The 22,791-nt window shown below is 67.5% G+C and carries 22 protein-coding genes; 13 read left to right on the top strand and 9 right to left on the bottom strand.

Annotated elements, in window-relative coordinates; all coding sequences use genetic code 11:
* Positions 1 to 3 precede the first annotated feature (3 nt).
* The 3 genes from JCQ34_RS15295 to ctaC all read right to left on the bottom strand — a co-directional run bounded on the left by JCQ34_RS15295 (position 4) and on the right by ctaC (position 4,294).
* Positions 4 to 1,056: an iron ABC transporter substrate-binding protein gene (locus JCQ34_RS15295; RefSeq protein ID WP_286398793.1), complete on the bottom strand. Its 1,053-nt coding sequence runs from the start codon at positions 1,054 to 1,056 to the stop codon at positions 4 to 6.
* A 581-nt stretch (positions 1,057 to 1,637) separates the two neighbouring features.
* Positions 1,638 to 3,392 (bottom strand): aa3-type cytochrome oxidase subunit I, encoded by a 1,755-nt coding sequence (gene ctaD / locus JCQ34_RS15290; protein WP_434738915.1) that lies wholly within the window; start codon positions 3,390 to 3,392, stop codon positions 1,638 to 1,640.
* A 14-nt stretch (positions 3,393 to 3,406) separates the two neighbouring features.
* Entirely contained in the window at positions 3,407 to 4,294 is an 888-nt protein-coding gene (gene ctaC / locus JCQ34_RS15285) for an aa3-type cytochrome oxidase subunit II (protein WP_286398791.1), read from the bottom strand.
* A 104-nt stretch (positions 4,295 to 4,398) separates the two neighbouring features.
* On the opposite strand from ctaC, the gene JCQ34_RS15280 reads away from it, so the two are divergent.
* Positions 4,399 to 4,557, top strand: coding sequence for a hypothetical protein (locus tag JCQ34_RS15280; RefSeq protein WP_286398789.1), 159 nt, complete (start codon positions 4,399 to 4,401; stop codon positions 4,555 to 4,557).
* 46 nt (positions 4,558 to 4,603) lie between these two features.
* Here JCQ34_RS15280 and JCQ34_RS15275 read toward each other — a convergent pair whose 3' ends face one another.
* The 4 genes from JCQ34_RS15275 to JCQ34_RS15260 form a co-directional block, all read right to left on the bottom strand.
* Positions 4,604 to 5,089, bottom strand: coding sequence for a hypothetical protein (locus tag JCQ34_RS15275; protein WP_350310794.1), 486 nt, complete (start codon positions 5,087 to 5,089; stop codon positions 4,604 to 4,606).
* Positions 5,089 to 5,808 (bottom strand): VIT1/CCC1 transporter family protein, encoded by a 720-nt coding sequence (locus JCQ34_RS15270; protein ID WP_286398787.1) that lies wholly within the window; start codon positions 5,806 to 5,808, stop codon positions 5,089 to 5,091. The genes JCQ34_RS15275 and JCQ34_RS15270 overlap by 1 nt, the downstream gene beginning before the upstream one ends.
* Before the next feature lie 176 nt (positions 5,809 to 5,984).
* A complete protein-coding gene (locus tag JCQ34_RS15265) occupies positions 5,985 to 6,215 on the bottom strand; it encodes a hypothetical protein (protein WP_286398786.1) in 231 nt (76 codons plus the stop codon).
* Positions 6,215 to 6,472 carry a hypothetical protein gene (locus JCQ34_RS15260; RefSeq protein WP_286398784.1) on the bottom strand — a complete coding sequence of 86 codons (258 nt, stop codon included), beginning with the start codon at positions 6,470 to 6,472 and terminating at the stop codon, positions 6,215 to 6,217. Before JCQ34_RS15260 ends, JCQ34_RS15265 begins: the two co-directional genes overlap by 1 nt.
* A gap of 393 nt (positions 6,473 to 6,865) precedes the next feature.
* Between JCQ34_RS15260 and JCQ34_RS15255 the strand changes: the two genes are divergently transcribed.
* Positions 6,866 to 8,368, top strand: coding sequence for a M20/M25/M40 family metallo-hydrolase (locus JCQ34_RS15255; protein ID WP_286398780.1), 1,503 nt, complete (start codon positions 6,866 to 6,868; stop codon positions 8,366 to 8,368).
* Positions 8,349 to 9,494, top strand: a complete 1,146-nt coding sequence (locus JCQ34_RS15250; protein ID WP_286398777.1) for a carboxylate-amine ligase — start codon at positions 8,349 to 8,351, stop codon at positions 9,492 to 9,494. The genes JCQ34_RS15255 and JCQ34_RS15250 overlap by 20 nt, the downstream gene beginning before the upstream one ends.
* Before the next feature lie 18 nt (positions 9,495 to 9,512).
* Here the strand turns inward: JCQ34_RS15250 and JCQ34_RS15245 are convergent, their stop codons facing one another.
* Both JCQ34_RS15245 and JCQ34_RS15240 read right to left on the bottom strand, forming a co-directional pair.
* The gene (locus tag JCQ34_RS15245; RefSeq protein ID WP_286398774.1) at positions 9,513 to 11,216 is read right to left on the bottom strand and encodes an alkaline phosphatase family protein; all 1,704 of its coding nucleotides are present in this window, start codon (positions 11,214 to 11,216) and stop codon (positions 9,513 to 9,515) included.
* 1 nt (position 11,217) lies between these two features.
* Positions 11,218 to 12,435, bottom strand: coding sequence for an alkaline phosphatase family protein (locus JCQ34_RS15240; RefSeq protein ID WP_286398771.1), 1,218 nt, complete (start codon positions 12,433 to 12,435; stop codon positions 11,218 to 11,220).
* Positions 12,436 to 12,689: 254 nt separating this feature from the next.
* On the opposite strand from JCQ34_RS15240, the gene JCQ34_RS15235 reads away from it, so the two are divergent.
* The 10 genes from JCQ34_RS15235 to JCQ34_RS15190 are packed head-to-tail and all read left to right on the top strand — an operon-like array spanning position 12,690 to position 22,734.
* The gene (locus JCQ34_RS15235; protein WP_142132795.1) at positions 12,690 to 13,046 is read left to right on the top strand and encodes an SPW repeat domain-containing protein; all 357 of its coding nucleotides are present in this window, start codon (positions 12,690 to 12,692) and stop codon (positions 13,044 to 13,046) included.
* 15 nt (positions 13,047 to 13,061) lie between these two features.
* Positions 13,062 to 13,409: a CU044_2847 family protein gene (locus tag JCQ34_RS15230; protein WP_286398764.1), complete on the top strand. Its 348-nt coding sequence runs from the start codon at positions 13,062 to 13,064 to the stop codon at positions 13,407 to 13,409.
* A gap of 5 nt (positions 13,410 to 13,414) precedes the next feature.
* The gene (locus JCQ34_RS15225; protein ID WP_286398762.1) at positions 13,415 to 14,761 is read left to right on the top strand and encodes a phosphoribosyltransferase; all 1,347 of its coding nucleotides are present in this window, start codon (positions 13,415 to 13,417) and stop codon (positions 14,759 to 14,761) included.
* Positions 14,751 to 16,082, top strand: coding sequence for an erythromycin esterase family protein (locus JCQ34_RS15220; protein WP_286398760.1), 1,332 nt, complete (start codon positions 14,751 to 14,753; stop codon positions 16,080 to 16,082). The genes JCQ34_RS15225 and JCQ34_RS15220 overlap by 11 nt, the downstream gene beginning before the upstream one ends.
* Before the next feature lie 15 nt (positions 16,083 to 16,097).
* Positions 16,098 to 17,933, top strand: a complete 1,836-nt coding sequence (acsA, locus tag JCQ34_RS15215; RefSeq protein ID WP_286398757.1) for an acetate--CoA ligase — start codon at positions 16,098 to 16,100, stop codon at positions 17,931 to 17,933.
* On the top strand, positions 17,930 to 18,985 hold the full coding sequence (gene pdhA / locus JCQ34_RS15210; protein WP_286398754.1) for a pyruvate dehydrogenase (acetyl-transferring) E1 component subunit alpha: 1,056 nt from the start codon (positions 17,930 to 17,932) through the stop codon (positions 18,983 to 18,985). Before acsA ends, pdhA begins: the two co-directional genes overlap by 4 nt.
* On the top strand, positions 18,982 to 19,974 hold the full coding sequence (locus JCQ34_RS15205) for an alpha-ketoacid dehydrogenase subunit beta (protein ID WP_286398752.1): 993 nt from the start codon (positions 18,982 to 18,984) through the stop codon (positions 19,972 to 19,974). The genes pdhA and JCQ34_RS15205 overlap by 4 nt, the downstream gene beginning before the upstream one ends.
* Complete coding sequence (locus JCQ34_RS15200) at positions 19,967 to 21,451, top strand: 2-oxo acid dehydrogenase subunit E2 (RefSeq protein WP_286398751.1); 1,485 nt, start codon at positions 19,967 to 19,969, stop codon at positions 21,449 to 21,451. The genes JCQ34_RS15205 and JCQ34_RS15200 overlap by 8 nt, the downstream gene beginning before the upstream one ends.
* Positions 21,452 to 21,473: 22 nt before the next feature.
* Positions 21,474 to 21,716, top strand: coding sequence for an acyl carrier protein (locus JCQ34_RS15195; RefSeq protein ID WP_286398748.1), 243 nt, complete (start codon positions 21,474 to 21,476; stop codon positions 21,714 to 21,716).
* A gap of 19 nt (positions 21,717 to 21,735) precedes the next feature.
* Positions 21,736 to 22,734: an alpha/beta fold hydrolase gene (locus JCQ34_RS15190; RefSeq protein ID WP_286398745.1), complete on the top strand. Its 999-nt coding sequence runs from the start codon at positions 21,736 to 21,738 to the stop codon at positions 22,732 to 22,734.
* Positions 22,735 to 22,791 lie beyond the last annotated feature (57 nt).

Below are 22,791 nucleotides of genomic sequence, written 5' to 3'. Positions count from 1 at the left end.
GAATTAGAGTAGTCCGGCCTGGGTCATCAGATCGCTGACCTTCTGGGAGTTGAGCTTTGCGGCGTCCACCTTGGGGGCCTGCAGGTCCTTGATGGGAACCAGCTTGTCGTTGGCGGGCACGTCGGAGCCGATGGCGTACTCGAAGGACGTACCGTTCTTCAGGACTTCCTGGCCCTTCTTGCCCGTGATGAACTTCAGGAACGCCTGCGCAGCGGCAGCATTCTTGGAGGACTTGAGCACGCCGCCGCCGGAGACTGACAGGAACGCGCCCGGGTCCTGATTCTTGAAGTAGTACGGCGTGACGTTGTTGGAGTTCTCGCCGGTCTTGGCCTGGTCTCCGTAGTAGTAGTAGTGGTAGATCAGGGCGGCATCCACTTCACCGGCGTTGACGGCCTTCATGGCCGTGCTGTTGCCTTTATAGGCCTTGGAGTTGTCCTTCATGGCCTTCAGCCAATCCTCCGTGGCGGATTCGCCCTTGAGTTCCAGCAGGGCCGAGACGATGGCCTGGAAGTCGGCGCCGGTGGGCGAGGCAGCCCAGCGGCCCTTCCACTCCGGGCTGGCCAGGTCAAGCATGGACTTGGGCAGCTTGTCCTCGGTGACCTTGGACTTGTTGTAGACCAGCACGGTGGAGCGGGCCGCGATGCCCGTCCACTTCCCGGTGGACGGGGAGAACTCGGCAGGGACCTGGTCCAGGGTGTCCTTGTTGACATCGGCGAACAGGCCGGCGTTCTCCACCTGCGTCATCGCGGGGGAGTTCTCGGTCAGGAACACATCCGCGGGGGAGGCCTGGCCTTCCTGGATGATCTGGTTGGACATTTCCGTGTCATCGCCCTGGCGGAGGGTCACCTTGATGCCGGTTTCGGCGGTGAAGGCGTCCACCCATTCCTTGGTGAGGCTTTCGTGCTGGGCGTTGTAGACAGTGATCTCGCCGGAGGGTGCGCCGCCGGAGGCGGAGGAGCCGTTGCCTGCGGGGGTGCCGCCGCCGCAGGCGGTCAGGCCAAGAGCTGCGGTGGCGGCGAGTGCGATTCCTGCCAGCGCGCTGTTGCGGATCTTCATTGAGGCTGCTTTCGGTGGGGAAAAAGTCTGCTTGAACCTAAAGTCCTATTAGGAAACATGAATGTTGCCTATGTCTGAAAACTGTAGGGTAGGCAAACCTAAGCTCCAAGCCGAAAGGCGCTTTAAGTGACGAGGTTCACATCAATTACGAAACTGTGGCGTGACGTAATTCCCTGGGTCAGCGCCGGCTGCGCAGGGCCCGCAGCACTGCGGCCGCCCCAAGCATACTGAGGCCGGGAGCGCCAGGACCGTTGCCGGGCTGGAACTGAACACCCTGGCCGATGGCGTGTTCCATGACGGCATATGGGTGCTGATGGCTGCGGCGCCGGTCCTGGCCATCCGGGCCCGGAGGAACGGAACCCTGTCGCCAGGCTGCACCTTCCACCCTTGCCCTTGATCCGCGACGCGGAAGCTGGCCTGCGCTGCGCAAAAACATCTCCGCTGCCCGGATTTGGACAGCGCCGATGCCTATGTGCCTCGGGAAGTAATTGGCGCGTCGAAAAGAAATTGCCGCGACGACAAAGAACGGCGCCAACTCCCTGTCGGGTGCCGGTGCCGTTCTTTGATGGGTGGCCAGGGGCCTACTTGTTCGGGTTGGGATCGTGGAGGTCATGCTCGCCGATATCGGCGGCGCCCAGGAGGCCTTCCGCCGGGGCGTTCTCCGACGGATGCAGCCGGACGCTCAGCTCGGGGTGGTGCAGGTCCAGGGCGGGACGCTCCGAACGGATCCGGGGGAGCGAGCTGAAGTTGTGGCGCGGCGGCGGGCAGGACGTGGCCCATTCCAGCGAAGCGCCGAAGCCCCAGGGGTCGTCCACCGTGACCTTCTTTCCCGCACGCCAGGTGATGAACACATTCCAGAAGAACGGGATCAGGGAGGCGCCCAGCAGGTAGGAACCGATGGTGGAGAACTGGTTCATGAAGGTGAAGTTGTCCTCCGGCATGTAGTCCGCGTACCGCCGGGGCATGCCCAGGACACCCAGCCAGTGCTGGATCAGGAACGTGGCGTGGAAGCCAAGGAAGAGCATCCAGAAGTGGATCTTGCCCAGGCGTTCGTTGAGCATGGTGCCGGTGAACTTGGGCCACCAGAAGTAGAACCCGGCGAACATGGCGAACACCACCGTGCCGAACACCACGTAGTGGAAATGCGCCACCACGAAGTAGGTGTCCGATACGTGGAAGTCCAGCGGCGGGGACGCCAGGATGATGCCGGTCAGGCCGCCGAAGAGGAATGTGGCCAGGAACCCCATGCTCCACAGCATGGGCGTCTCGAACGTCAGCGATCCGCCCCACATGGTGCCGATCCAGTTGAAGAACTTCACGCCGGTGGGCACTGCGATGAGCATGGTCATGAAGGCGAAGAACGGCAGGAAGATGGCACCTGTGACGTACATATGGTGCGCCCACACGGTCACCGACAGGGCGGCGATGGCGATCGTGGCGTACACGATGCCCTTGTAGCCGAACAGCGGTTTGCGGCTGAAGACCGGGAAGATTTCCGAGACGATCCCAAAGAACGGCAGCGCGATGATGTACACCTCGGGGTGGCCGAAGAACCAGAACAGGTGCTGCCACAGGATGGCGCCGCCGTTGGCGGGATCGAAAATGTGCGCGCCGAACTTGCGGTCCGCGCCCAGGGCGAACAGTGCGGCGGCCAGCGGCGGGAAAGCCATGAGCACGAGGATGGCCGTGACCAGCGTGTTCCACGTGAAGATGGGCATCCGCCACATGGTCAGGCCCGGCGCCCGCATGCAGATGATGGTGGTGATGAAGTTGACCGAGCCCAGGATGGTGCCGAAGCCGGACAGCGCCAGGCCGAAGACCCACAGGTCACCGCCGATGCCGGGGGTGAACGTGGTGTTGGACAGCGGCGCGTAGGCGAACCAGCCGAAGGACGCCGCGCCCTGCGGTGTGATGAAGCCGGAAACGGCAATGGTGGAGCCGAACAGGAAGAACCAGAACGCCAGGGCGTTCAGGCGCGGGAAGGCAACGTCAGGGGCGCCGATCTGCAGCGGCATGATGACGTTGGCGAATCCGGCGAACAGCGGGGTGGCGAACATCAGCAGCATGATGGTGCCGTGCATGGTGAACAGCTGGTTGTACTGCTCTTTGGTCTGCAGGATCTGCATGCCGGGCTCGAACAGTTCGGCGCGGATCAGCAGTGCCATCACGCCGCCCGCACAGAAGAACACGAAGGACGAGATCAGGTACATGTAGCCGATGGTCTTGTGGTCAGTGGAGGTGATCCAGTTGACCACAATGGTGCCTTTGGGGCGCCGGACCACAGCCGGCGCCGCCGTGGCGGCCGTTCCACCCATTCTCTGGCCTGTGGTGGTCATTACGGTGCCGTCCTTTACTCTGCTGGTTCCAAAGCCTGCGGTGCCGGTGCCGATTGTGGCTGCCGGTCAAAATCGTTGCCCAGGCTTCCGGTGTTGCCCTTGGCCTTCAGGTCGGCCATGTGGGTGTCATACTCCTGCTGGCTCACCACCCGGACCTTGAAGAGCATCTCGGAGTGGTATTCACCGCACAGCTCCGCGCACTTGCCCATGTATTCGCCCGTGCGGGTGGGGGTGATGCTGATATAGGGGTTGTACTGTTCGTGGCCCGGGTAAAGGTCGCGCTTCTGCAGGAAGTCCACCACCCAGAAGGAATGCTGCACATCACGTGACTGGAGGTGCAGCTCCACCTTCTTGCCGACGGGCAGGTACAGCGTGGGCAGCCGGTCCGGGGCGCCGTAGTCGCCGTTCAGGTGGGCCTGCTGTCCGGCGTCCTCGTGGACCTGTTCCTTGACGTAGTTGAAATCCCACGACCACTGCTTGCCGAAGACGTCGATCACCACATCCGGGTCGGGGTAGCGTGCATCAATGGCGCGCTGGTCCCGGTCCGTGAACACGAACAGGACGCCGATGACAATCAGCGGAACCGCGAGGTAGAACACCTCGAGCGGAAGGTTGTAGCTCAGCTGGGCCGGGAAGCCCACTGTGTTCTTCCTGCGCCGGTACGCCACGATGACCCAGATCATCAGGCCCCAGGTAATGATGCCCACGATCAGCGCGGCGATCCAGGAGTTAACCCACAGGTCAGTGATGAGCGGCGTCTTGTCTGTGGTGTCCCGGGGGCCTGGAAGGAAGCCGCGGGTGACTTCGGCGGAGCAGGAGGCCAGTGCCGGCAGGGTCAAGAGGCCCGCGGCCAGTCCTGCGAAGCGCCGCGTTCTCTGGTTCGTGAACGTTTTTTTACCCACTTGTGGTCCCTCCGGCACGTTCCAGAAGCCCAACTGCATGAGCCCACCGCACCAGCAAAAAGCCCGGTGGGTTGTGTGCCCAACCCTACGCGGGGAGGATGCTGATGGGAAGGGTTCGGACTGCGTCGGCCAACGCGGGCGAGGAGCCGGGACTGATTGTGGCACGCCTAAGCCGGGACCGGCTGGCCCGGGTGCGCGCGCAGGTGCCGGTGCTCGAAAACCGCCGCTACGCCGTCGTACCTCTCCCTGACGCAAAGCGTTGAGCGAACCGGGCGCTGAGCGAGCCGGACGCGCGGCTGCCGGCGAAAGTTACCGGCTGCCCGCCCAGACCGATGCTGCCCCGGAGTGGCCTGTTGCGATGCTTTGGTACACCAGGAAGAATCCCGCCAGGACGCCCAGCACCGAGGTGGCGGGAAGCAGCCACCGCGCTTCCAGGAGACCGCGGAGGCCATGGAAGGCGGGGCGGCGGGTCAGGATCCCTGGGAAGGCTGCCACGATTTGTGCAGCCACCACCACCAGGAAAAACGCGGCGACGAAGCGCAGGAAGCTTCCCTGTTCGGCGTGCTCCTGGATCAGTTCTGAGACCGGCTGTGCCTTCTCCAGCTGTTCCCCGGCTTCCGCCGTAAGGACGGAGAGCGGGACCAGGACCAGGGCCAGGATCCCCAGCGGCCAGGCCAGGTAGCGCCTGGAGCGCCGGAGCAGCGCGAAGACTACGGCTGCGAGCCCGGCCAGCGGCGCCAGGACCACCACGCCGTGGATCAGCAGGATGTGGGCGGGAAGGCCTGCGATCTCCATCAGGCGATCCCGGTGGTGCCCAGCAGGCTGCCCACGGCAAACGTGAAAGCCATGGCGAGCGCGCCGCCCACCACCAGACGGATAGTGGCCTTGCGCTTGGAGCTTCCGCCGATCTTGGCGCTGATGGTGCCGGTCAGGGCCAGTGCCAGGATCACGGCAACGAAGGTGACCGGGATGCGCGCCTGTTCAGGCGGGAAGATGATGGCCAGCATCGGCAGGATCGCGCCGACGGTGAAGGCGATTGCGGAGGCGAAGGCGGCGTGCCAGGGGCTCACCACTTCCTCTTCGTCAATGTTCAGCTCGGCGGCCAGGTGGGCCTTCAGCGGGTCCTTTGCCGTCAGCTCCTCGGCAACCGTGCGGGCCGTGGCCTCGCTGAGTCCCTTGGCCTGGTAGATCCCGGCAAGTTCTTCCAGTTCGCCTTCGGGATCGTCCCGCAGCTCCTGGCGTTCCTTTTCAATCAGCGCCCGCTGGCTGTCACTCTGGCTGCTCACGGAAACGTATTCGCCCAGGGCCATGGACACCGCACCGCCCACCACCGCGGCAGTGCCTGCCACCAGGATGGGCGCAAGGTCGTTGGTGACGCCCGCGACGCCCACCACTGTTGCGGCGACGGAGACGATGCCGTCATTGGCACCGAGGACGCCGGCGCGCAGCCAGTTGAGGCGTGCTGCCACGCTGCTGTCGTGGGGTTCGCGGCTCAGCTTGAGAGTTTCAGACATGCTGGCAGTAAAGCACTGCACGGAAGCCCACGCCACGAAGGTTTGCATCCCCTAACCGCGTGGCGTGCCAGCAGGGCGCTGGTCAGCAGCAGCACCAGCTGCCAGCCGGGGATGAGGTACCCGTTTTCCTGCACTAAACCGCGGCCCGGGACCGCGGTGCTTTCAGCGGCGCCGGCTCAGGCCGGTTCAGGAGCGTCCTGGTCCGGTACCTCGATCTGGAACCCGCAGGCGCAGCGCAGCACCCTGGTGGCCAGGTACACGCCAAGGGCTTCCGGCAGTTGGCCAGAGGTGCCGTGGATGGTGCGCATTTCGGCGCCGCTGGCAGCCATGACCTGGCCGCAATGGATGTAGTGGCCGCCGCGGACCAGGACGTCGGGGGCGCGCCGGCGCCCGGAATGGACGCCCATCAGGCGACGGCGGGGTAGCTGCTGAGGATGTAATCGGCCGCCGCGGGGCCGGTCATCCGCAACCGGGAGTTCCGGACATCCACGCCGCAGCGCAGCATTCCGGCGCGGAAAGCCTGGTCCGGCTTCCGCGTCAGGCCGTGCAGCGCTGCCCAGCTAACGTACAGGCCATAGAGGCAGTCGGGACCCAAGGGGCGGTCACTGGAGGGTTCGGAGGTGGTTGCTTCGTGGAGGAATTGCTGGAACTGCGAGGACGCCATTGCGTTTCTTTTCCGCTTCTGCATAAATGCCACCGGTGGACTACAGCAGCTGCTCTTACCGGGCTTTGCAGAAGATCCGGGGAGAACGGGCCATGATTCCCGTCACAGTTTCCAATCTACGCGCGGGTAGGGAGGAAGTACAGCCGGGCAGCACAGCTGCACCCCTTCCCACGGATTGATAAGGCTGCTTATCATATTGTTTCCTTTCGACGGCAGATATGGAGAACAACGAATGAATGGTTCACTCCTGCACAGGGAACTGCCGTTTCCCGACCATGGGGCGGGGACCCGGCAGCCGTCCTCCGTCCCCGGACCGCCGGTGAACCCACCGTCCCAGGGCGATCCCACCAACCCGGCACAACCCCGCAAATGACCGGCGGAACGGGCAGGGACATGCAGGACACCCAGGGCGCCGGCGGCAGTCACGACGGCGCCCCGGACCTTCGTGCCTTTGTCCGTTCCAGGGAGGCGGAGCTGGAGCGGCGGCTGGCTGAGTGGGTGCGGATCCCGGGCATCCTGGGCGCTGCCGAACACAGTCAGGACCTGCTCGGGTCGGCCAACTGGCTGGCCGGCGAATTCCGCGAAGTGGGCTTCCCCGTGGTGGAGGTGCTGCCCACGGGGGAGTCCCACACGGTATATGCGGAGTGGTGCCAGGCTCCGGGAGCACCCACCGTGCTGGTCTACAGCCACCACGATGTCCGGGCTGTCCGGCCGGAGAACTGGGCGCTCACGGCACCGTTCGAACCCGTACTCCGCGAGGGCCGGCTGTACGGCAGGGGCAGTTCGGACGCCAAGGGCCAGATCCTGGCGCATCTCGAAGCTGTCCGCGCCCATCTGGCCGCCAGCGAGACCGGCGCCGGCGGGACCGATACCAGTCCAGACACGGTCGCCGGCCCGGACCCTGCCCCCAAGGTCAACCTGAAGTTCCTGGTGGAGGGGGAGGAGGAAGGCGGCTCGCCGAACCTGGCCAAACTGCTGGAGGACCACGTGGACCGGTTCGCCGCGGACCTGGTCCTGTTCTCCGACACTCTCCTCTGGGACGCCGCGCATCCCGCCGTCTGCGTGAGCCTGCGCGGCATGTTGAGCGCGCACCTGGAGGTGTACGGGCCGGAGCGCGACGTGCACAGTGGCGCCGTGTCCGGGAATGCACCCAACCCCGCTTTCGAGCTCGGCCGGCTGCTGGGACTCATGCACGACCAGGACGGCAGGGTTGCCGTCCCCGGATTCTATGACGACGTGGCGCCCCTTCCCGCCGACCTCCGCAACGCCCTCAAGGACCTGCCCTTCAGCGAGGAGGACTGGCTGGCCCGCTCCGAAACCGGTGCCATCACCGGTGAGAAGGGGTATACGGTGCTGGAGCGGCTGTGGCTGCGGCCCGCCGTCGAGGTCACCTCCATCATTGCCGGGGACCCGCTGGGCGTATCCCGTGCCGCCGTCCCGGCCGTTGCCTCCGCGGACCTCAGTTTCCGCACGGTTCCCGGCCAGCGGGCGGAGAAAATCGCCGGGCAGCTGCAGGAGTGGGTGGCCGCCACCATCGGGGACGCCTACAGCTTCAGCCTGATCCCGGACCTGGAAACAGCCCAGGAACCCTACCGCACGCCGGACCACCCCGCCGTCGCCGCGCTTGAAAAGGCCATGGCGGCGGGCTTCCGAGCCGACCGGACCGGCCGCATGGGCAACGCCGGCGGCGGCCCCGCCGAACTGCTCAGCCGGACCCTGGCCGCACCGGTGCTGTTCTTTGGCACCGGCCTGGTGGAGGATCACTGGCACGACAGCGACGAGAGCGCCGGCCTTGACGTCCTGATGAACGGGGCAGTCACGCTGGCCTGCTTCTGGGAGGCACTTGCAACGAAGCAAGGGATAGGGGACGACGACGATGGACACTTACGGCAATGACGGCACCGGCGGTGCGGGCGCGGGCAGGCGGACGTTCGGGATCGAAGAAGAGCTGCTGCTGGTAGACCCCGGCACCGGGGAAGCCGTACCGCTGGCGGGCGCCCTCCTGGACCTGTACGTGCGTCCGCTGGAGGTTGCGTCCGGGCCCGTCCTGACAGCCGAATTCCAGCAGGAAATGATCGAGGTGGTCACGCCGCCGCACGCCACCCTGGCAAGCCTCGAGCAGGACATCATCGCCGGCCGGGCCATCGCCCGCCAGGCCGCCGAGGACGTCGGTGTCAGGGTGGCTGCGCTGGGCACCTCGCCGCTGCCCGCCGACCCGCATCCGGTGCAGCTCCGGAGATTCCGGGCCATGGCCGAGGAGTACGGGCTGACGGCCAGGGAACAGCTCACCTGCGGATGCCACATCCACGTCTCGGTGGAGTCACCCGAGGAAGCCGTGGCCGTGCTGGACCGGATGCGCAACTGGCTGCCGGTACTCATCGCGCTCAGCGCCAACTCCCCGTTCTGGCATGGGGTAGACACCGGTTACGCCAGCTACCGCTCGCAGGTGTGGAACCGCTGGCCGTCCGCTGGGCCGCTGGAAATCCTGGGCAGCCCGGACGCTTACCACCAGCTGGTGCATGACATGGTGAGCACCGGCGTGGCCCTGGACGAGGGCATGATCTACTTCGACGCCCGCCTCTCGCGGCACTATCCCACGGTGGAGATCCGCCTGGCCGATGTGTGCCTCCGGCCGGGGAACACCGTCCTCCTCGCCGGCCTGGCCAGGGCGCTGGTGGAAACCGCCGCACGGGAATGGCGGGAGGGGATCGAGCCCGTGGCCGTCCCGTCGGCGCTGCTCCGGCTGGCGGCCTGGAAAGCCAGCCGGTGGGGCCTCCGGGGTGAGCTGCTGGATCCGCACACGCACCGCCCGGCGCCCGCACTCGGCGTCGTGAATTCCCTGCTGCACCACATTCATGGGGCGCTGAAGGACATGGGGGACCTGCACCGGGTGGAGGACCTGGTGGACCGGCTGCTTGCCGAGGGCACCGGCGCGGTCCGCCAGAAGGAGGTGTTGCACCGCACCGGGGACCTGGAACGCGTGGTGGAGGACGCTGCCAACTGCACCGTTTCCACGTCCTAGCCAAGGCCGGAGAAGCAGTCAGTACGTCGTCGCGTTGGGCAGGATCAGCGGCGGCAGCGGTGCCTGGTTGAAGTCGAAGGCCTTGGCAAGGTCGCCCAGTTGCGGGTTGTTCTCCCGGACATCGGGCCTGGCGTCCGGCCGTCCGTCCGTGGCGGGGTCGATGCGCTCGCCGCCCAGGAAGTCGTCCTCGATGAACTTGAAGTAGGCGTCGTGGCTGAGCACCTGGTGGTCGATGAACCCCTTCTTCGCATAGGGGCTGATCACCAGGCCTGGGACGCGCAGCCCGTAGCCGTTGTTGTCCACCACCGGCGGGGTCTCGTGGTCATAGAACCCGCCCCAGTCATCCCAGCTGAGGAAGATGGCGGTGCTGTCCCAGTCCGGGCCGCTCATCACCGCATTGATCAGCCCGGCCACGTAGGCCTGCCCGGTGCTGATCTTTGCCGGGGCGTGCTCGCTGACTTTGTCGGTGGGCGCCACCCAGGTGACGGCGGGCAGCGTGCCGTTCCTGGCGGCGTCGTAGAAACCGCTCAGCGGCTTGATGTTGCCCTGCTCGCCGTCCTCTTTCACGGTGTCGAAGTACAGCAGCGGGTTCCACAGGCCGGGGGTTTTGGCGTCCTGCTTCACGGGGTCGCAGGTGGCGGCGTCGTTGCGGCAGTCGGGTTCGGTGCCGTTGAACACGTAGTAGGCCCAGGGCACCTGGTGCTTGTGCAGCAGGAATGTCAGGTCCGTCCAGGCGTAGTCCGGCAGTTCCAGCTTCTTGGCGGCCTCGGTGAGCTTCTTCTTCAGGCCATCGGACACGGGGGCCGCATCCACCGCAGCCTGGCAGACGGCGTAGGAATCGGTGGGCTTGCAGCTGGTGCCGATGATCTGGTCAATTTGGGCGGCGAGGCCCGGGTCGATGCCGGCGGCTTCCAGCGCCTCCCGGCACGGGTCCAGGTCCATCCCGGCCTGGCACTTGCCGATCAGGGTGTCCTTGATGATCTGCGGCTCGGGTTCGGGGTCCGGGTCCTGCAGCGCATCTACGCATGACGACGGGTCCCCGGCCTTGCTGCACTTGGCTGACCATTCGGAGACCAGGTACAGGTGCGCCGGCAGGCTCCAGGAGGCGGCGGAGGCGAACAGATGGTCCTGGAGCGTGAAATTCTGCGCATAGGCCCAGTAGTTGGGCAGGTCCCGCCCGTCGTGGTAGCCCATGACGTCGGTGGGCATGGTGTTGCTGTACTGGCATTTGGTGCTGGTGGCGCCGCAGCCGGACAGGCCCTTCTCCGCCTGGGCCACGAACCCGTCCATGGCTCCGCCGTTGATGTCAGCGGTGGCGTCGGCGTGGCTGTGCGGGCCGCCGGCGTTGCTGTCCGCCGAGTTGTAGAAGGGCCTGGCGCAGCTGCCGTCCGCGGGGTCCGGGACGCACACCGTGGGTTTGCCGTCCTTCATGGGGATCCCGTCGGCTCCGGGATAGGTGCCGAAGTAGCTATCGAAGGACCTGTTTTCCTGGGTGATGATCACCACGTGCTTGATTTTCGAGATCCCTGCGGGGGCGCCGGTGGCTGGAGTGCCAACAGGTGCCTGGTCCGCCGGCGGTGCCGCGGGCGCGTTTGCGGCCGGCTCCTGCGCCGGCGCCATGCCTCGGAACGCGGTGGGAAGGACGACGGCGAGGATCACCAAAGCCAGCACTGCGGCACCTGCCAGCAGGGCCCGGCGTCGTCCGTTCTGCAAAAGCCGCACGTCAGGATTCCTTCCGGTAGACGTCGTCGCCGAAGGTCCTGACGCCGGGGTCGCCGGCAAGGCCGAGGCGGGGGAGGTGGAAGAAGTCCTCGATGCTGGCCAGCAGGCTGTAGTGGTTGTAGGCCCGGTCCGATGAGGCCCCAGCCTTGCCGAACGGGGACAGGACCAGCGCACCCACCTTGCCGCCCGCCGTGCCGCCGGCCGGAACAGCGCTGGCCGGTTCGGACGGTCCGGTCGAGTCGCCCTCCGCCTCATCGAAGGTGATCACCATCATGCCGTCCTGCTTGTACGCCGGGGACGACAGGATGGCCGGCACCTGCTCCTTGAGCCAGGCGTCCGCCGTCCCCAGGCCGCCCTCGGAGCCGTCGGCGCAGGTGCCGTCGTGCCCGTCATGGCACAGGTTGGGCGTGATGTAGGCAAGGTTCGGGGTGGTGTCGATGGATTTCAGGTCGTCCTTGAGGGCGGAGAAGTTGACCACGTTCCGGGCGCAGTCCGGGGAGGAGGTGATGGAACGGAAGTACATGAAGGGGTTGTGGTGCGTGGAGTATTGCTCTTCCGGGGTGGCCTTGATGTGGTTGTCGCCCTCGCCCAGGACCGGATGCTCGCACGGCTGCTGCATGTCCTCCATGTAGCCCTTCCAGGTTTTGCCCTGCGCGGCCAGCTGCCCGGCCACGGTCTGGGTGTCCTCCGGGTAGACGCAGCCGTCGCCCTGCAGCGTGCCGTCCGGGTCGGTGCCCGTGGCGTTGAACTCGGTGTAGGTATGGCAGTCCAGCACCGTGCTGTCGTTGGGCCGCTGGCCGGAGATCTGGGCCAGGTAGTTGGGCAATGAGTTGTGCGCTATGCCGTAGTAGTTCTTCAGCAGCACGCCCTTCTTCCGCAGTGTCCCGGAGAGGTACGGCGCGGGGGAGTTGTCACCCCAGACGCTGTCATACCCCTTGTTTTCCAGGTTGATCACGAAGATGTGCTGGGGTGTGCCGGCGGGCTTTGCGGCGTTTGCAGCGGAGCTTGGGGGCAGCGTGGGAGTTGCCGATGCGCTTGGGGAAGGCGAGGCAGCGCCGGAGGGGGTGGCAGTGCCGGACGGCGTGGCGGTTTGCGGAGCCGGGGCCGGCGTAGGCGCCTGGCAGGCCACCAGCGCGGACAGGAGCAGGGCCAGCAGGGGCAGCAAGGTGGGGAAACGACGCCGCACGGCAGCGGAGGAACGGACTGATCTTCTGTTCACGGGCGGCCTCCGCAGTCTGTTATTCACTTGCGCCCCAGCGTTGCGGCCACTCTTGCACACCGGAACCGCGTTTTGCAGGGGCAATTGCTGTGAGTTGGCAGTGAATCGGAGGTGAAGACCCTGCCTGCCCTGCCCTAGGTCTTTCTGCCCTACACCCGGAACAGTGGCAGGCGTTGACTTAAATCGCGGGAAACAAAGGCCCGCGGGGTGGAAGCGCACAGGGCGCAGCCGCCCCACACAGAAAGGAAAAGTCAGTGAAGAAGTGGTATCGGTGGCAGGACTACGTAACGGTTGCCGCCGGACTCTTTACCGCGGTGGCGGTCCTGTTCACGCGGCAGCAAAGCATGTCCACCACCCTCATGCTCGTCTTTGGCGGGCTCCTGGTGGTCAGCGGCATCATCAACCTGGCCATGCCGGGAACTCCGGCCATGGAATACGTGCAGGCCATCCTCGCAGCAGGACTGGTCCTCTCGCCATGGCTCGGAACGTACACGGGAGCGACGGGGGCTGCCTGGACGTCATGGATCGCAGGGGCAGTGGCACTGGTGGTAACAGCGGTGGCCATTAAGCCCAGCACCGACGTCCGCCGGACCTACCGCGTCTCGCATTAGTAAAAGGAATCCGCCATGACTGAGGTGCTGCGGTACGAAGTGGGATCCGGGACGGTGCTCGTTGAAGCGGCCGACGACAGCTACGGCGTGGACCGGCCGGCACGGAACGAGCAGGGAATCCTGGATACGGGCAGGCGCCTGGAAGATGCACTCGCCAGCGTCCGCCCGGCCGCCCGCGCAGCACTGGAGGCCATGGCGGAACTTACCCCCGAACAGATCGAAATCGAATTCGGCGTGAAACTCGCGGGGGACGCAGGGGCGGTGATCGCCAAGAGCAGTTCCGACGCCCACTTTGTCCTCCGCATGTCCTGGGCCCCTGCCGCGGCAGCGGCGCCCGGGGAAGAAATCATGCATGGCGGGTGACAGCTATGGTTGCGTTTCATGACAGGCCCGACGCCGGGCGGCGGCTGGGCAAACGGCTTGCAGGCCTGCGCGGACGGGACGTGGTGGTGCTGGGCCTGCCCCGCGGCGGTGTCCCGGTGGCGTTCGAGGTAGCCAAGGCCCTCGAAGCTCCGCTGGACGTCATTGTGGTGCGGAAGCTGGGGGTTCCGTTCCAGCCCGAAGTGGCCATGGGGGCCATCGGGGAGGGCGGGGTCCGCGTCCTGGATCCACGCACCATTTCCATGGCACGGGTTTCCCAGGAGGACCTGCAGCAGGTGGAACGGCAGGAACGCGCACTGCTGGAAAGCAGGGTGGCGCGGTTCCGGCAGGGACGCCCGCGCATCAACCTCGCCGGCCGCACGGTGATCATCGTGGATGACGGCATCGCCACCGGGTCCACCGCCAGGGCAGCCTGCCAGGTGGCCCGGCACCTAGGCGCGGCGAAAGTGATCCTTGCCGTTCCGGTGGCACCCGCCCGCGCCATCGTGGAGCTGAAGGAACCGGACGACGTCGTCTGCCTGCTCTCTCCCCAGGACTTCCAGGCCGTGGGCTACTACTACCACGACTTCTCGCCCACGGAGGATGGCGAGGTGGTGCAGCTGCTGGACGCCGCCGCCCTCCCGGCCCGCCACCGTACCGAGGAAGGCGGGGACGGCAGCCTGGAACAGGATGTGGAAATCCCGGCAGGACGGGTGGTGCTGCGCGGCAGCCTGTACCTTCCGGCCAGGTGCGACGGGACCGTTCTCTTCGCGCACGGCAGCGGCAGCAGCCGGCACAGCCCTCGCAACCGCTTCGTCGCCTCCGTGCTGCACGGGGCCGGCCTGGGCACCCTGCTCCTTGACCTGCTGACTCCGGAGGAAGAGGTCAACCGGGCCAACGTGTTCGACATCGGCCTGCTGGCGCACCGACTTTCCTCCGCAACCCATTGGCTGGAGGCCAGGCACGACGGCTCCGCCGGCCGGATCGGCTACTTCGGGGCCAGCACCGGTGCAGGTGCCGCGCTGTGGGCCGCCGCAGAGCCCGGGGCCCAGGTTGAAGCCGTGGTCTCCCGGGGTGGACGGCCGGACCTGGCCGGCCCGCGGCTGGCCGCCGTGAAGGCACCCACCCTCCTGATCGTCGGCGGTGCGGACACCCAGGTGCTGGCCCTCAACCGCCAGGCCATGGCCCAGATGCAGGCCCCCACCCGGCTGGAGATCGTCCCGGGCGCCACCCACTTGTTCGAAGAGCCCGGCGCCCTGGCCATGGCCGCCACCCTTGCCGCGGACTGGTTCCGGCAGTACCTCCTGCCCGCGCCGGTGGGGCGGTCCATGCCGGAGGCCAGGAATGAACGCTGACGGCCGATGGGCGGAGCGGGCGGCGGAACGGGCGGCTGAAACCGGCCAGATCCGCCGCCTTGCCCACCCCCTGGCCACAGCAGACGACCTTGAACCCCTGGTCCGCCTCGCTGCCCCCGCCAGGTTCGTGTGCCTGGGCGAGGCATCGCACGGCACCCGGGAGTACTACCACTGGCGGGCGCGGCTCAGCCGGCGGCTGATCGAGGAGTACGGTTTCACGTGGATCGGCGTGGAAGGGGACTGGCCGGACTGCTGGCGGATCAACCGCTGGGTCAGGGGAGAGGCCGGCCAGGACATGGATGCCCGCCGGCTGTTGTCCGGCTTTGAGCGCTGGCCCACGTGGATGTGGGCCAACCAGGAGGTGGCCGGGTTCCTCACCTGGCTGCGTGACTGGAACCTGGACCTTCCCGCACACCAGCGCACGGGCTTCTACGGCCTGGATGTCTACTCCCTGTGGGATTCGCTCCGGGAAATCTTCACCTGGCTGGAGGCCAACGCCGAGGAAGCCCTCCCGGCGGCACTGCAGGCCTGGCACTGCTTCATCCCGTACCGCGAGGACCCCCAGCGGTATGCCTTGAGCAGCCGGCTGGTGCCGCAGTCCTGCGAGGCGGACGTTGTAGCGCTGCTGGCTGAGGTCCGGCGGCGGACGCTGGGCCGGATGCAGGACGATCCCGCTGCCTTCGACGCCATCCAAAACGCCATCGTGGCCACCAACGCCGAGCGCTACTACCGGACCATGGTGCGCGGCGACCAGCAGTCCTGGAACATCCGGGATCACCACATGAGCGACACCATCGACCGGGTTGCGCGCCACCACGGACCGGCATCCAAGGGGCTGGTGTGGGCGCACAACACGCACGTGGGTGATGCCCGGGCCACGGACATGGCGCACGACGGCATGGTCAACATTGGGCAGCTGGTCCGCCAGCGGCACCCCGGGGAAGTGGTGCTGGCGGGCTTCGCGTCCTACGCCGGCTCCGTCACCGCCGCGGAGTCATGGGGCTCGCCGGAGTGGGTGATGGATGTTCCGGCCGCCGTGCACGGGAGCCATGAGGACCTCCTGAACGAGGCGCTGGGGGAACCGTCCGTCCTGGTGTTCGGGGCCGACAGGACGGGCCCCTGGCTCACGTCCTGGCGTGGACACCGCGCCATCGGGGTGGTGTACAACCCGCACCGGGAACGGGGCAATTACGTTCCCACGCGAATGGGGGAACGCTACGACGCCCTGTTCTGGCATCCCCGGACCGAGGCGCTCCGGCCGCTGCACCACGAGTACCAGCCCGGTGAACCCGAACTCGAAACCGAGCCCACGGGGTTCTAGCCATAAAGGAGCAGCATGACCACCGGAGTTGAAGGTTCCACGCGCTGGGCCGCCATCACCAAGGACGTGGCTGCCTTCCCGGTGCCACCGAACATGCCGGATTACGATGCCGCCCGGAACGATTTCACCTGGGACCAGGCGCGCCAGGCGCTGTCCGGGTTGCCCGGCGGCCGGGGGCTTAACATCGCGTACGAGGCCGTGGACCGCCACGTGGCAGAAGGCCGCGGCGACAGGGAGGCGCTGCGTTTCGTCAAGGCCGACGGCGGCACCCGGTCCTTAAGCTACGGGCACCTTGCGGAGCTCTCCGGAAGGTTCGCTGCAGTGCTGCAGGGCCTGGGCGTGGGGCGCGGCGAGCGGGTCTTCTCATTGCTGGGCCGCAGTCCGGATCTGTATGTCGCCGTCCTGGGCACCTTCAAGAACGGCAGCGTCTTTTGCCCGCTCTTTTCCGCCTTTGGCCCCGAGCCGGTGCGGCAGCGGCTGCACTTGGGTACCGGCAGGGCACTGGTGACCACCAGGGCGCTGTACCGCAAAAAGGTGGCGCCGGTGCGGGACGCCCTGCCCGAACTCCGCCACGTCCTGCTGGTGGACGCGGACGGCCGGCCGGAACCGGGGACCCTGGACCTGGCCGCACTTTTGGCCCAGGTTGACCCCATCGAGGAGATCGCGGACACGCAGCCCGCGGACATGGCCCTGCTGCACTTCACCAGCGGCACCACGGGCACGCCGAAGGGAGCCATCCACGTCCACGACGCCGTCGCCGCCCACTACGCCACCGGCCGCTTCGCGCTGGACCTGCACCCGGACGATATCTACTGGTGCACCGCGGATCCCGGCTGGGTGACCGGCATGTCCTACGGCATCATCGCGCCGCTGGTGCACGGGGTCACCGCCATCGTGGACCAGGAGGAGTTGGACGCCGACCGCTGGTACCGGATCCTTGCGGAGCAGCACGTCACCGTCTGGTACACCGCGCCCACGGCCCTGCGGATGCTCATGAAGGCCGGTGGCGAACGGGCTGCCGGTCATGACCTCTCCGCACTGCGCTTCATAGCCAGTGTGGGGGAGCCGCTGAACCCGGAGGCGGTGGTGTGGGGCCAGGATGTGCTGGGCCTGCCGGTGCATGACAACTGGTGGCAGACCGAGACCGGCGGGATCATGATTGCCAACTATCCGGCCATGGACATTCGGCCCGGCTCCATGGGCAGGCCGTTGCCCGGCATCGAGGCTGCCCTGGTGGCCCGCGACGCCGACGGCAAAGCCATCATCAAGGACGGCCAGGCCGTCCTCGTCGAAGAGCCGGACACCATGGGGGAGCTGGCGCTGCGCCCCGGCTGGCCCTCGATGTTCCGCGGCTACCTCAACGAGGAGGAGCGGTACCGGCGCTGCTTCGCCGGCGGCTGGTACCTCACCGGGGACCTGGCAAAGCGCGACGGCGACGGCTACTTCTGGTTCGTTGGCCGCGGCGACGACGTGATCAAGTCCTCCGGCCACCTGATCGGCCCCTTCGAGGTGGAAAGCTGCCTCATGGAACACCCGGCCGTGGCAGAAGCAGGGGTGATCGGCGTGCCGGATCCGGTGGCCGGGGAAGTGGTGAAGGCCTTCGTGGAACTCAGGGCCGGCCACGAACCCAGCGAGGAGCTGCAGCTGGACATCATCGGCTTCGCCCGGAGACGCCTGGGCGCCGCCGTCGCGCCCAGGCTGCTGGACTTCACCGCCACCTTGCCCAAGACCCGCAGCGGCAAGATTCTGCGCCGGCTCCTGAAAGCACGGGAACTGGGGCTGCCGGAAGGCGACACGTCCACGCTGGAATCCCCGGCGGGACCGGCAGCTACCCTGAAGGACCTGCCATGACCACCCTCAGGAACCAGGGCGTTCCGGATGCGGGGCACGCGATGCACCTCCTGCGGCAGATGCTGCGGGTGCGCCGCCTCGAGGAGAAATGCATCGAGCTGTACAGCGCGGCCAAGATCCGCGGGTTCCTGCACGTCTACATCGGCGAGGAAGCCGTGGCGGCCGGGGTGATGGAGACCCTGGCGCCGGAGGACGCCGTGGTGGCCACGTACCGCGAACACGGGCATGCCCTGCTGCGCGGTGTCTCCGCCGGTGCCATCCTTGCCGAGATGTACGGCCACGCCGAGGGCTGCTGCCGTGGGCGCGGCGGTTCCATGCACCTCTTCGACGCCGCCACCCGCTTCTACGGCGGCAACGCCATCGTGGCCGGCGGACTGCCGCTGGCCGTCGGCCTGGCGCTCGCGGACCGGATGGCCGGGCGCCAGCAGGTTACCGTCTGCTTCTTCGGCGAGGGCGCCGTTGCAGAAGGGGAGTTCCACGAGAGCATGAACCTGGCCGCGCTGTGGCAGCTGCCGGTGCTGTTCTGCTGCGAAAACAACCTCTACGCCATGGGAACCGCGCTGGGGCGCTCCGAATCGCAGACCGACATCGCGCTCAAGGCGGCGGCCTACGAAATACCGGCGTGGGCGGTGGACGGCATGGACGTGCTGGCCGTGGAGGAAGCCGCCCGGCGCGCGGTGGACGCGGTGCGGTCCGGCGGCGGCCCGCACTTCCTGGAACTGCGCACCTACCGCTTCCGCGCCCACTCCATGTTCGATCCCGAGCTCTACCGGGAGAAGTCCGAGGTGGCGCAGTGGATGGAACGGGACCCCATCAGCCTGCTGCAGGGCGCCATGCAGGCCGCCGGGCAGCTGCCGGACGATGAGTGGGCAGATCTGCAGGCGGACGTGGACGCGGAGATCAGCACCGCCGTCGGATTCGCCGAAAACGGGACGCCGGAACCGGTGTCCGAGCTTGCGCGGTTCGTGTACAGCGACCGGGCGGATGACGGAAGCGACGGCGGCACGGCAGGAAGCGGAGAAGGGTCAAGGAAAGGCGGGGCGGCAGGATGAAAACCACGTACCGGGAAGCCATGCGCGCGGCCCTCCGCGACGCGATGCAGCGCGATGAACGCGTGTTCCTGATGGGTGAGGACGTGGGCCGGTACGGCGGCAGCTTCGCCGTCAGCCTGGGCCTGCTGGAGGAATTCGGACCGGAGCGGATCCGCGATACCCCGCTCTCCGAATCCGGGTTCGTGGGTGCAGGCATCGGCGCGGCGTTGGGCGGCATGCGGCCCGTCGTCGAAATCATGACGGTCAACTTCAGCCTGCTGGCGCTGGACCAGATCATCAACAATGCCGCCACCCTGCTGCACATGTCCGGCGGCCAGTTCAACGTTCCCATCGTCATCCGGATGACCACCGGCGCGGGCCGGCAGCTGGGTGCCCAGCACTCGCACAGCCTGGAGGGCTGGTACGCGCACATCCCCGGGCTGCGGATCCTGGCCCCGGCCACCCTGGCGGACGCCCGCGGCATGCTGTGGACCGCACTGCAGGACCCGGACCCGGTGCTGATTTTCGAGCACGGCTCGCTGTACAACGTGGCCGGCGAGCTCGACGAGGACGCCGGGGCCGTCGGCATCGACAAGGCGGCGCTCCTGCGGCAGGCGGACGGAAGCGCGGACACGGTCACCCTCATCACCTACGGCGGCACGCTGCCCCTGGTGCTGGAGGCCGCGGACCAGCTGGCCGGCGAGGGTATCGGGACTGACGTGGTGGACCTGCGCACCCTCCGCCCGCTGGACACGCACACCCTCCTGGACAGTGTGGCCAGGACGCACCGGGCCGTGGTGGTGGACGAGGGGTGGCGCAGCGGCAGCATCTCTGCGGAGATCGCCGCCCGGATCAGCGAGCAGGCGTTCTTCGACCTGGACGCGCCGGTGGAGCGGGTGTGCAGCGAGGAGGTGCCCGTCCCGTACGCCAAGCACCTGGAGCAGGCGGCGCTGCCGTCGGTGGAGCGGGTCATGGCGGCCGCACGAAGGGCCGTGGGCGCCGGTGGCTGAGTTCCGGATGCCGTCCCTGGGCGCGGACATGGAGCACGGCAAGGTGGTGGAATGGCTGGTCAAGCCCGGGGACTATGTCCACAAGGGCGACCTGGTGGCGGCGGTGGACACGGACAAGACCGTGATGGACATCGAGTCCTTCCAGGAAGGTGTGGTGGCCGAATTCCTGGTGGACATCGGCGACACCGTGGACGTGGGCACCCCCATCGCCCGGATCACCGCCACCCCCGCCGAACTCCCGCAACCCCCGCTCACTTCCGGCCCCCTTTCCCCCGACGCCCGCTCACCTTTGGAAGCCCGGGAGCCAACGCCCGCTCCCCCCGGTACCGAGGCCGGGCACCCGGAGCCGGCCGCCAAGGCCGCCCCGCCGGTCCGGCACCTTGCGCACACGCTGGGGGTCGACGTCGGACGCATCACCGGGAGCGGGCCCGGCGGCGAGGTGGTGCGGGCCGACGTCGAACGCGCCGCGGCTGCGTCCGTCACCCCAGCGGCGCCAGAAGAACCCCCCACGCCTGAGGTGCCGGAGGCCCCGGCGCCCGCCGAAGCCAGGAGGGTCCGGTCATCGCCGCTGGCGCGGCGGCTGGCGGCCGAACTGGGCGTGAACCTGCAGGGCGTCAACGGGACCGGTCCCGGCGGTGCGGTGACGGAGGACGACGTCCTCTCCGCGGTCCCGCCCAGGGGACGGCCACCCCGCGAACAAATGGCGGAAAAGCCGTCGGAAGCACCGCCGTCGGAAGCCCAACTCCCGGAACCCACGCACGAAGCCGCGGAAGAGGCGCCACAGCGGAAACGCCCGACGGCGACCGGCGGCAAGGCGGAGAGCCTGCGGCAGGCGGTCGGCGCACTGATGTCCCGGTCCAAGAAGGAGATCCCGCACTACTATCTGTCCACCACGCTGGACCTGGCGGCTGCGATGGCCTGGATGCGGGCGGCGAACCAGCAGCGGCCGGTGACGTCGCGGCTGGTGCCGTCCGCCCTGCTGCTAAAGGCCACCGCGCTCGCGGCCAAGGAGGTGCCGGACATGAACGGCTTCTTCAGTAAGGGCGCGTTCCATCCCAGCAGTGAGGTGCACCTGGGCGTCGCCGTGGCGTTGCGGCACGGCGGGCTGGTGGCCCCGGCCCTGCACGACGCCGACACCCTCAGCCTGGACGAACTCATGGACCAGCTGCGCGACCTGGTCAGCCGGGCCAGGGCGGGCCGGCTGCAGCGGGCGGAGATGGCCGATCCCACCATCACGGTGACCAACCTGGGGGATCTGGGCGTCGAAAGCGTGTACGGGGTGATCTATCCGCCGCAGGTGGCCATGGTGGGGTTCGGGAAAGTCCTGGAGCAGCCGTGGGCGCACAACGGGATGCTCGGCATTCGGCACGCCGCCATCGCCACCCTCTCCGCTGACCACCGGGTGAGCGACGGGCTGCGCGGAGGCCGGTTCCTGGCCCGCATCGACGAACTGCTGCAGGCGCCGGAAAACCTGTGAAAGCTGCAAGCGAGGAGGAACGGTGAACGACCAGGCTGCGCGCCAGGCGGTGGAGGCGGCGATCGGGAAAGTAGCGCCCGACGTCGAGCCCGAAGACCTGGAGGGCGGCGCAAGGCTGCGCCAGGACCTGGAACTGGACTCGCTGGATTTCCTCCGCCTGGTGGAGGTCATCGCGGAAACCACCGGCGTGGACATTCCGGAGGCCGACTATCCTGCGGTGGCCACCGTGGACGGGCTGGTCACCTACGTCGCTGCACGCGGGTGACGCTGCGGTGGGAACCCCGGTGAAAGACCGCGGGCAGGACCCGGTGAAGCCACGGCGGCGACGGCGCTGGCCGCGCCGCCTGGGGATCGCGGCGCTGGTTGTCCTTGGGCTGGTCCTCGTTTCCACCGTTGCCAACCTGCTCCTGGAGCAGCGGGAGAAGGCAACCACGGCGCCCTACGGCGAGCGGGTGGCGGTGGCCGGCGGATCCCTGAATGTGGTCAGGGGCGGGAACGACGGCGGGACGGCCCAGGGCCAGCCCATTATCCTCCTCAGTGGGCTGGGGACCGCGGCCCCCGGACTGGACTTCGCGCCCTTGATCCGCGAGCTCAAGGGCTTAGACGTCATTGTGGTGGAAGGGTTTGGGTACGGCTACAGCGACATGGAGGCCAGTGCCCGGACCAACGAGCACATCAGCAACGAGCTGCACGAGGTGCTGGCCAAGCTCCAGGTCCGGCAGCCCTACATCCTGGCGGGCCATTCCATTGCCGGGTTCTACCTGCTGGATTACGCCAATCGGTACCGCTCAGAGGTTTCCGCGGTAGTGGGCATCGATGCCACCATTCCCAAGCCCGGCGACGGGCCCGTGGCGGAGCCGCAGCCGGGCATCAACTGGATCAAGCTGGTGGCAGCCACCGGGTTGGTCCGCATGGTTGCAGCGGTGGCCCCGGGCCTCGTGGACCCGGACAGCACCGCCTATACGGATGAGGAGCTGCATCGGATGCGCACCATGATGCTGTGGAACATCGGCAATCCTGCCGTGGCGGATGAAACTGCCCGCATCGCGAACAACGCCGCCGCCCTTAGGGGCGTCACCTATCCCGACGACCTGCCAGTCCTGGCCTTTGTTGCCGACGAAAAGAATGACAGGACTGCCACCAAGACCGCCGCCGCGGAGAACCTGCTGAAGAATGTCACCCGGCACCAGGTCCTGCCGCTGGAAGGCGGGCACTACCTGCACTGGACGCAGGCTCAGCGGATGGCAGAGGAGATCCGGCGGTTCGTTGCGCCGGCGGGCTGATTTACGCCCACTGCGCCTGTACCGCAGACGGCGGGCTGATTCGACGGGCAGGAGTGG

The organism is Pseudarthrobacter defluvii, assembly GCF_030323865.1.
Taxonomy (GTDB): Bacteria; Actinomycetota; Actinomycetes; order Actinomycetales; family Micrococcaceae; genus Arthrobacter; species Arthrobacter sedimenti.
Note: the sequence above shows the minus strand (reverse complement) of the source record. Positions and strands in the feature narration are given on the sequence as shown.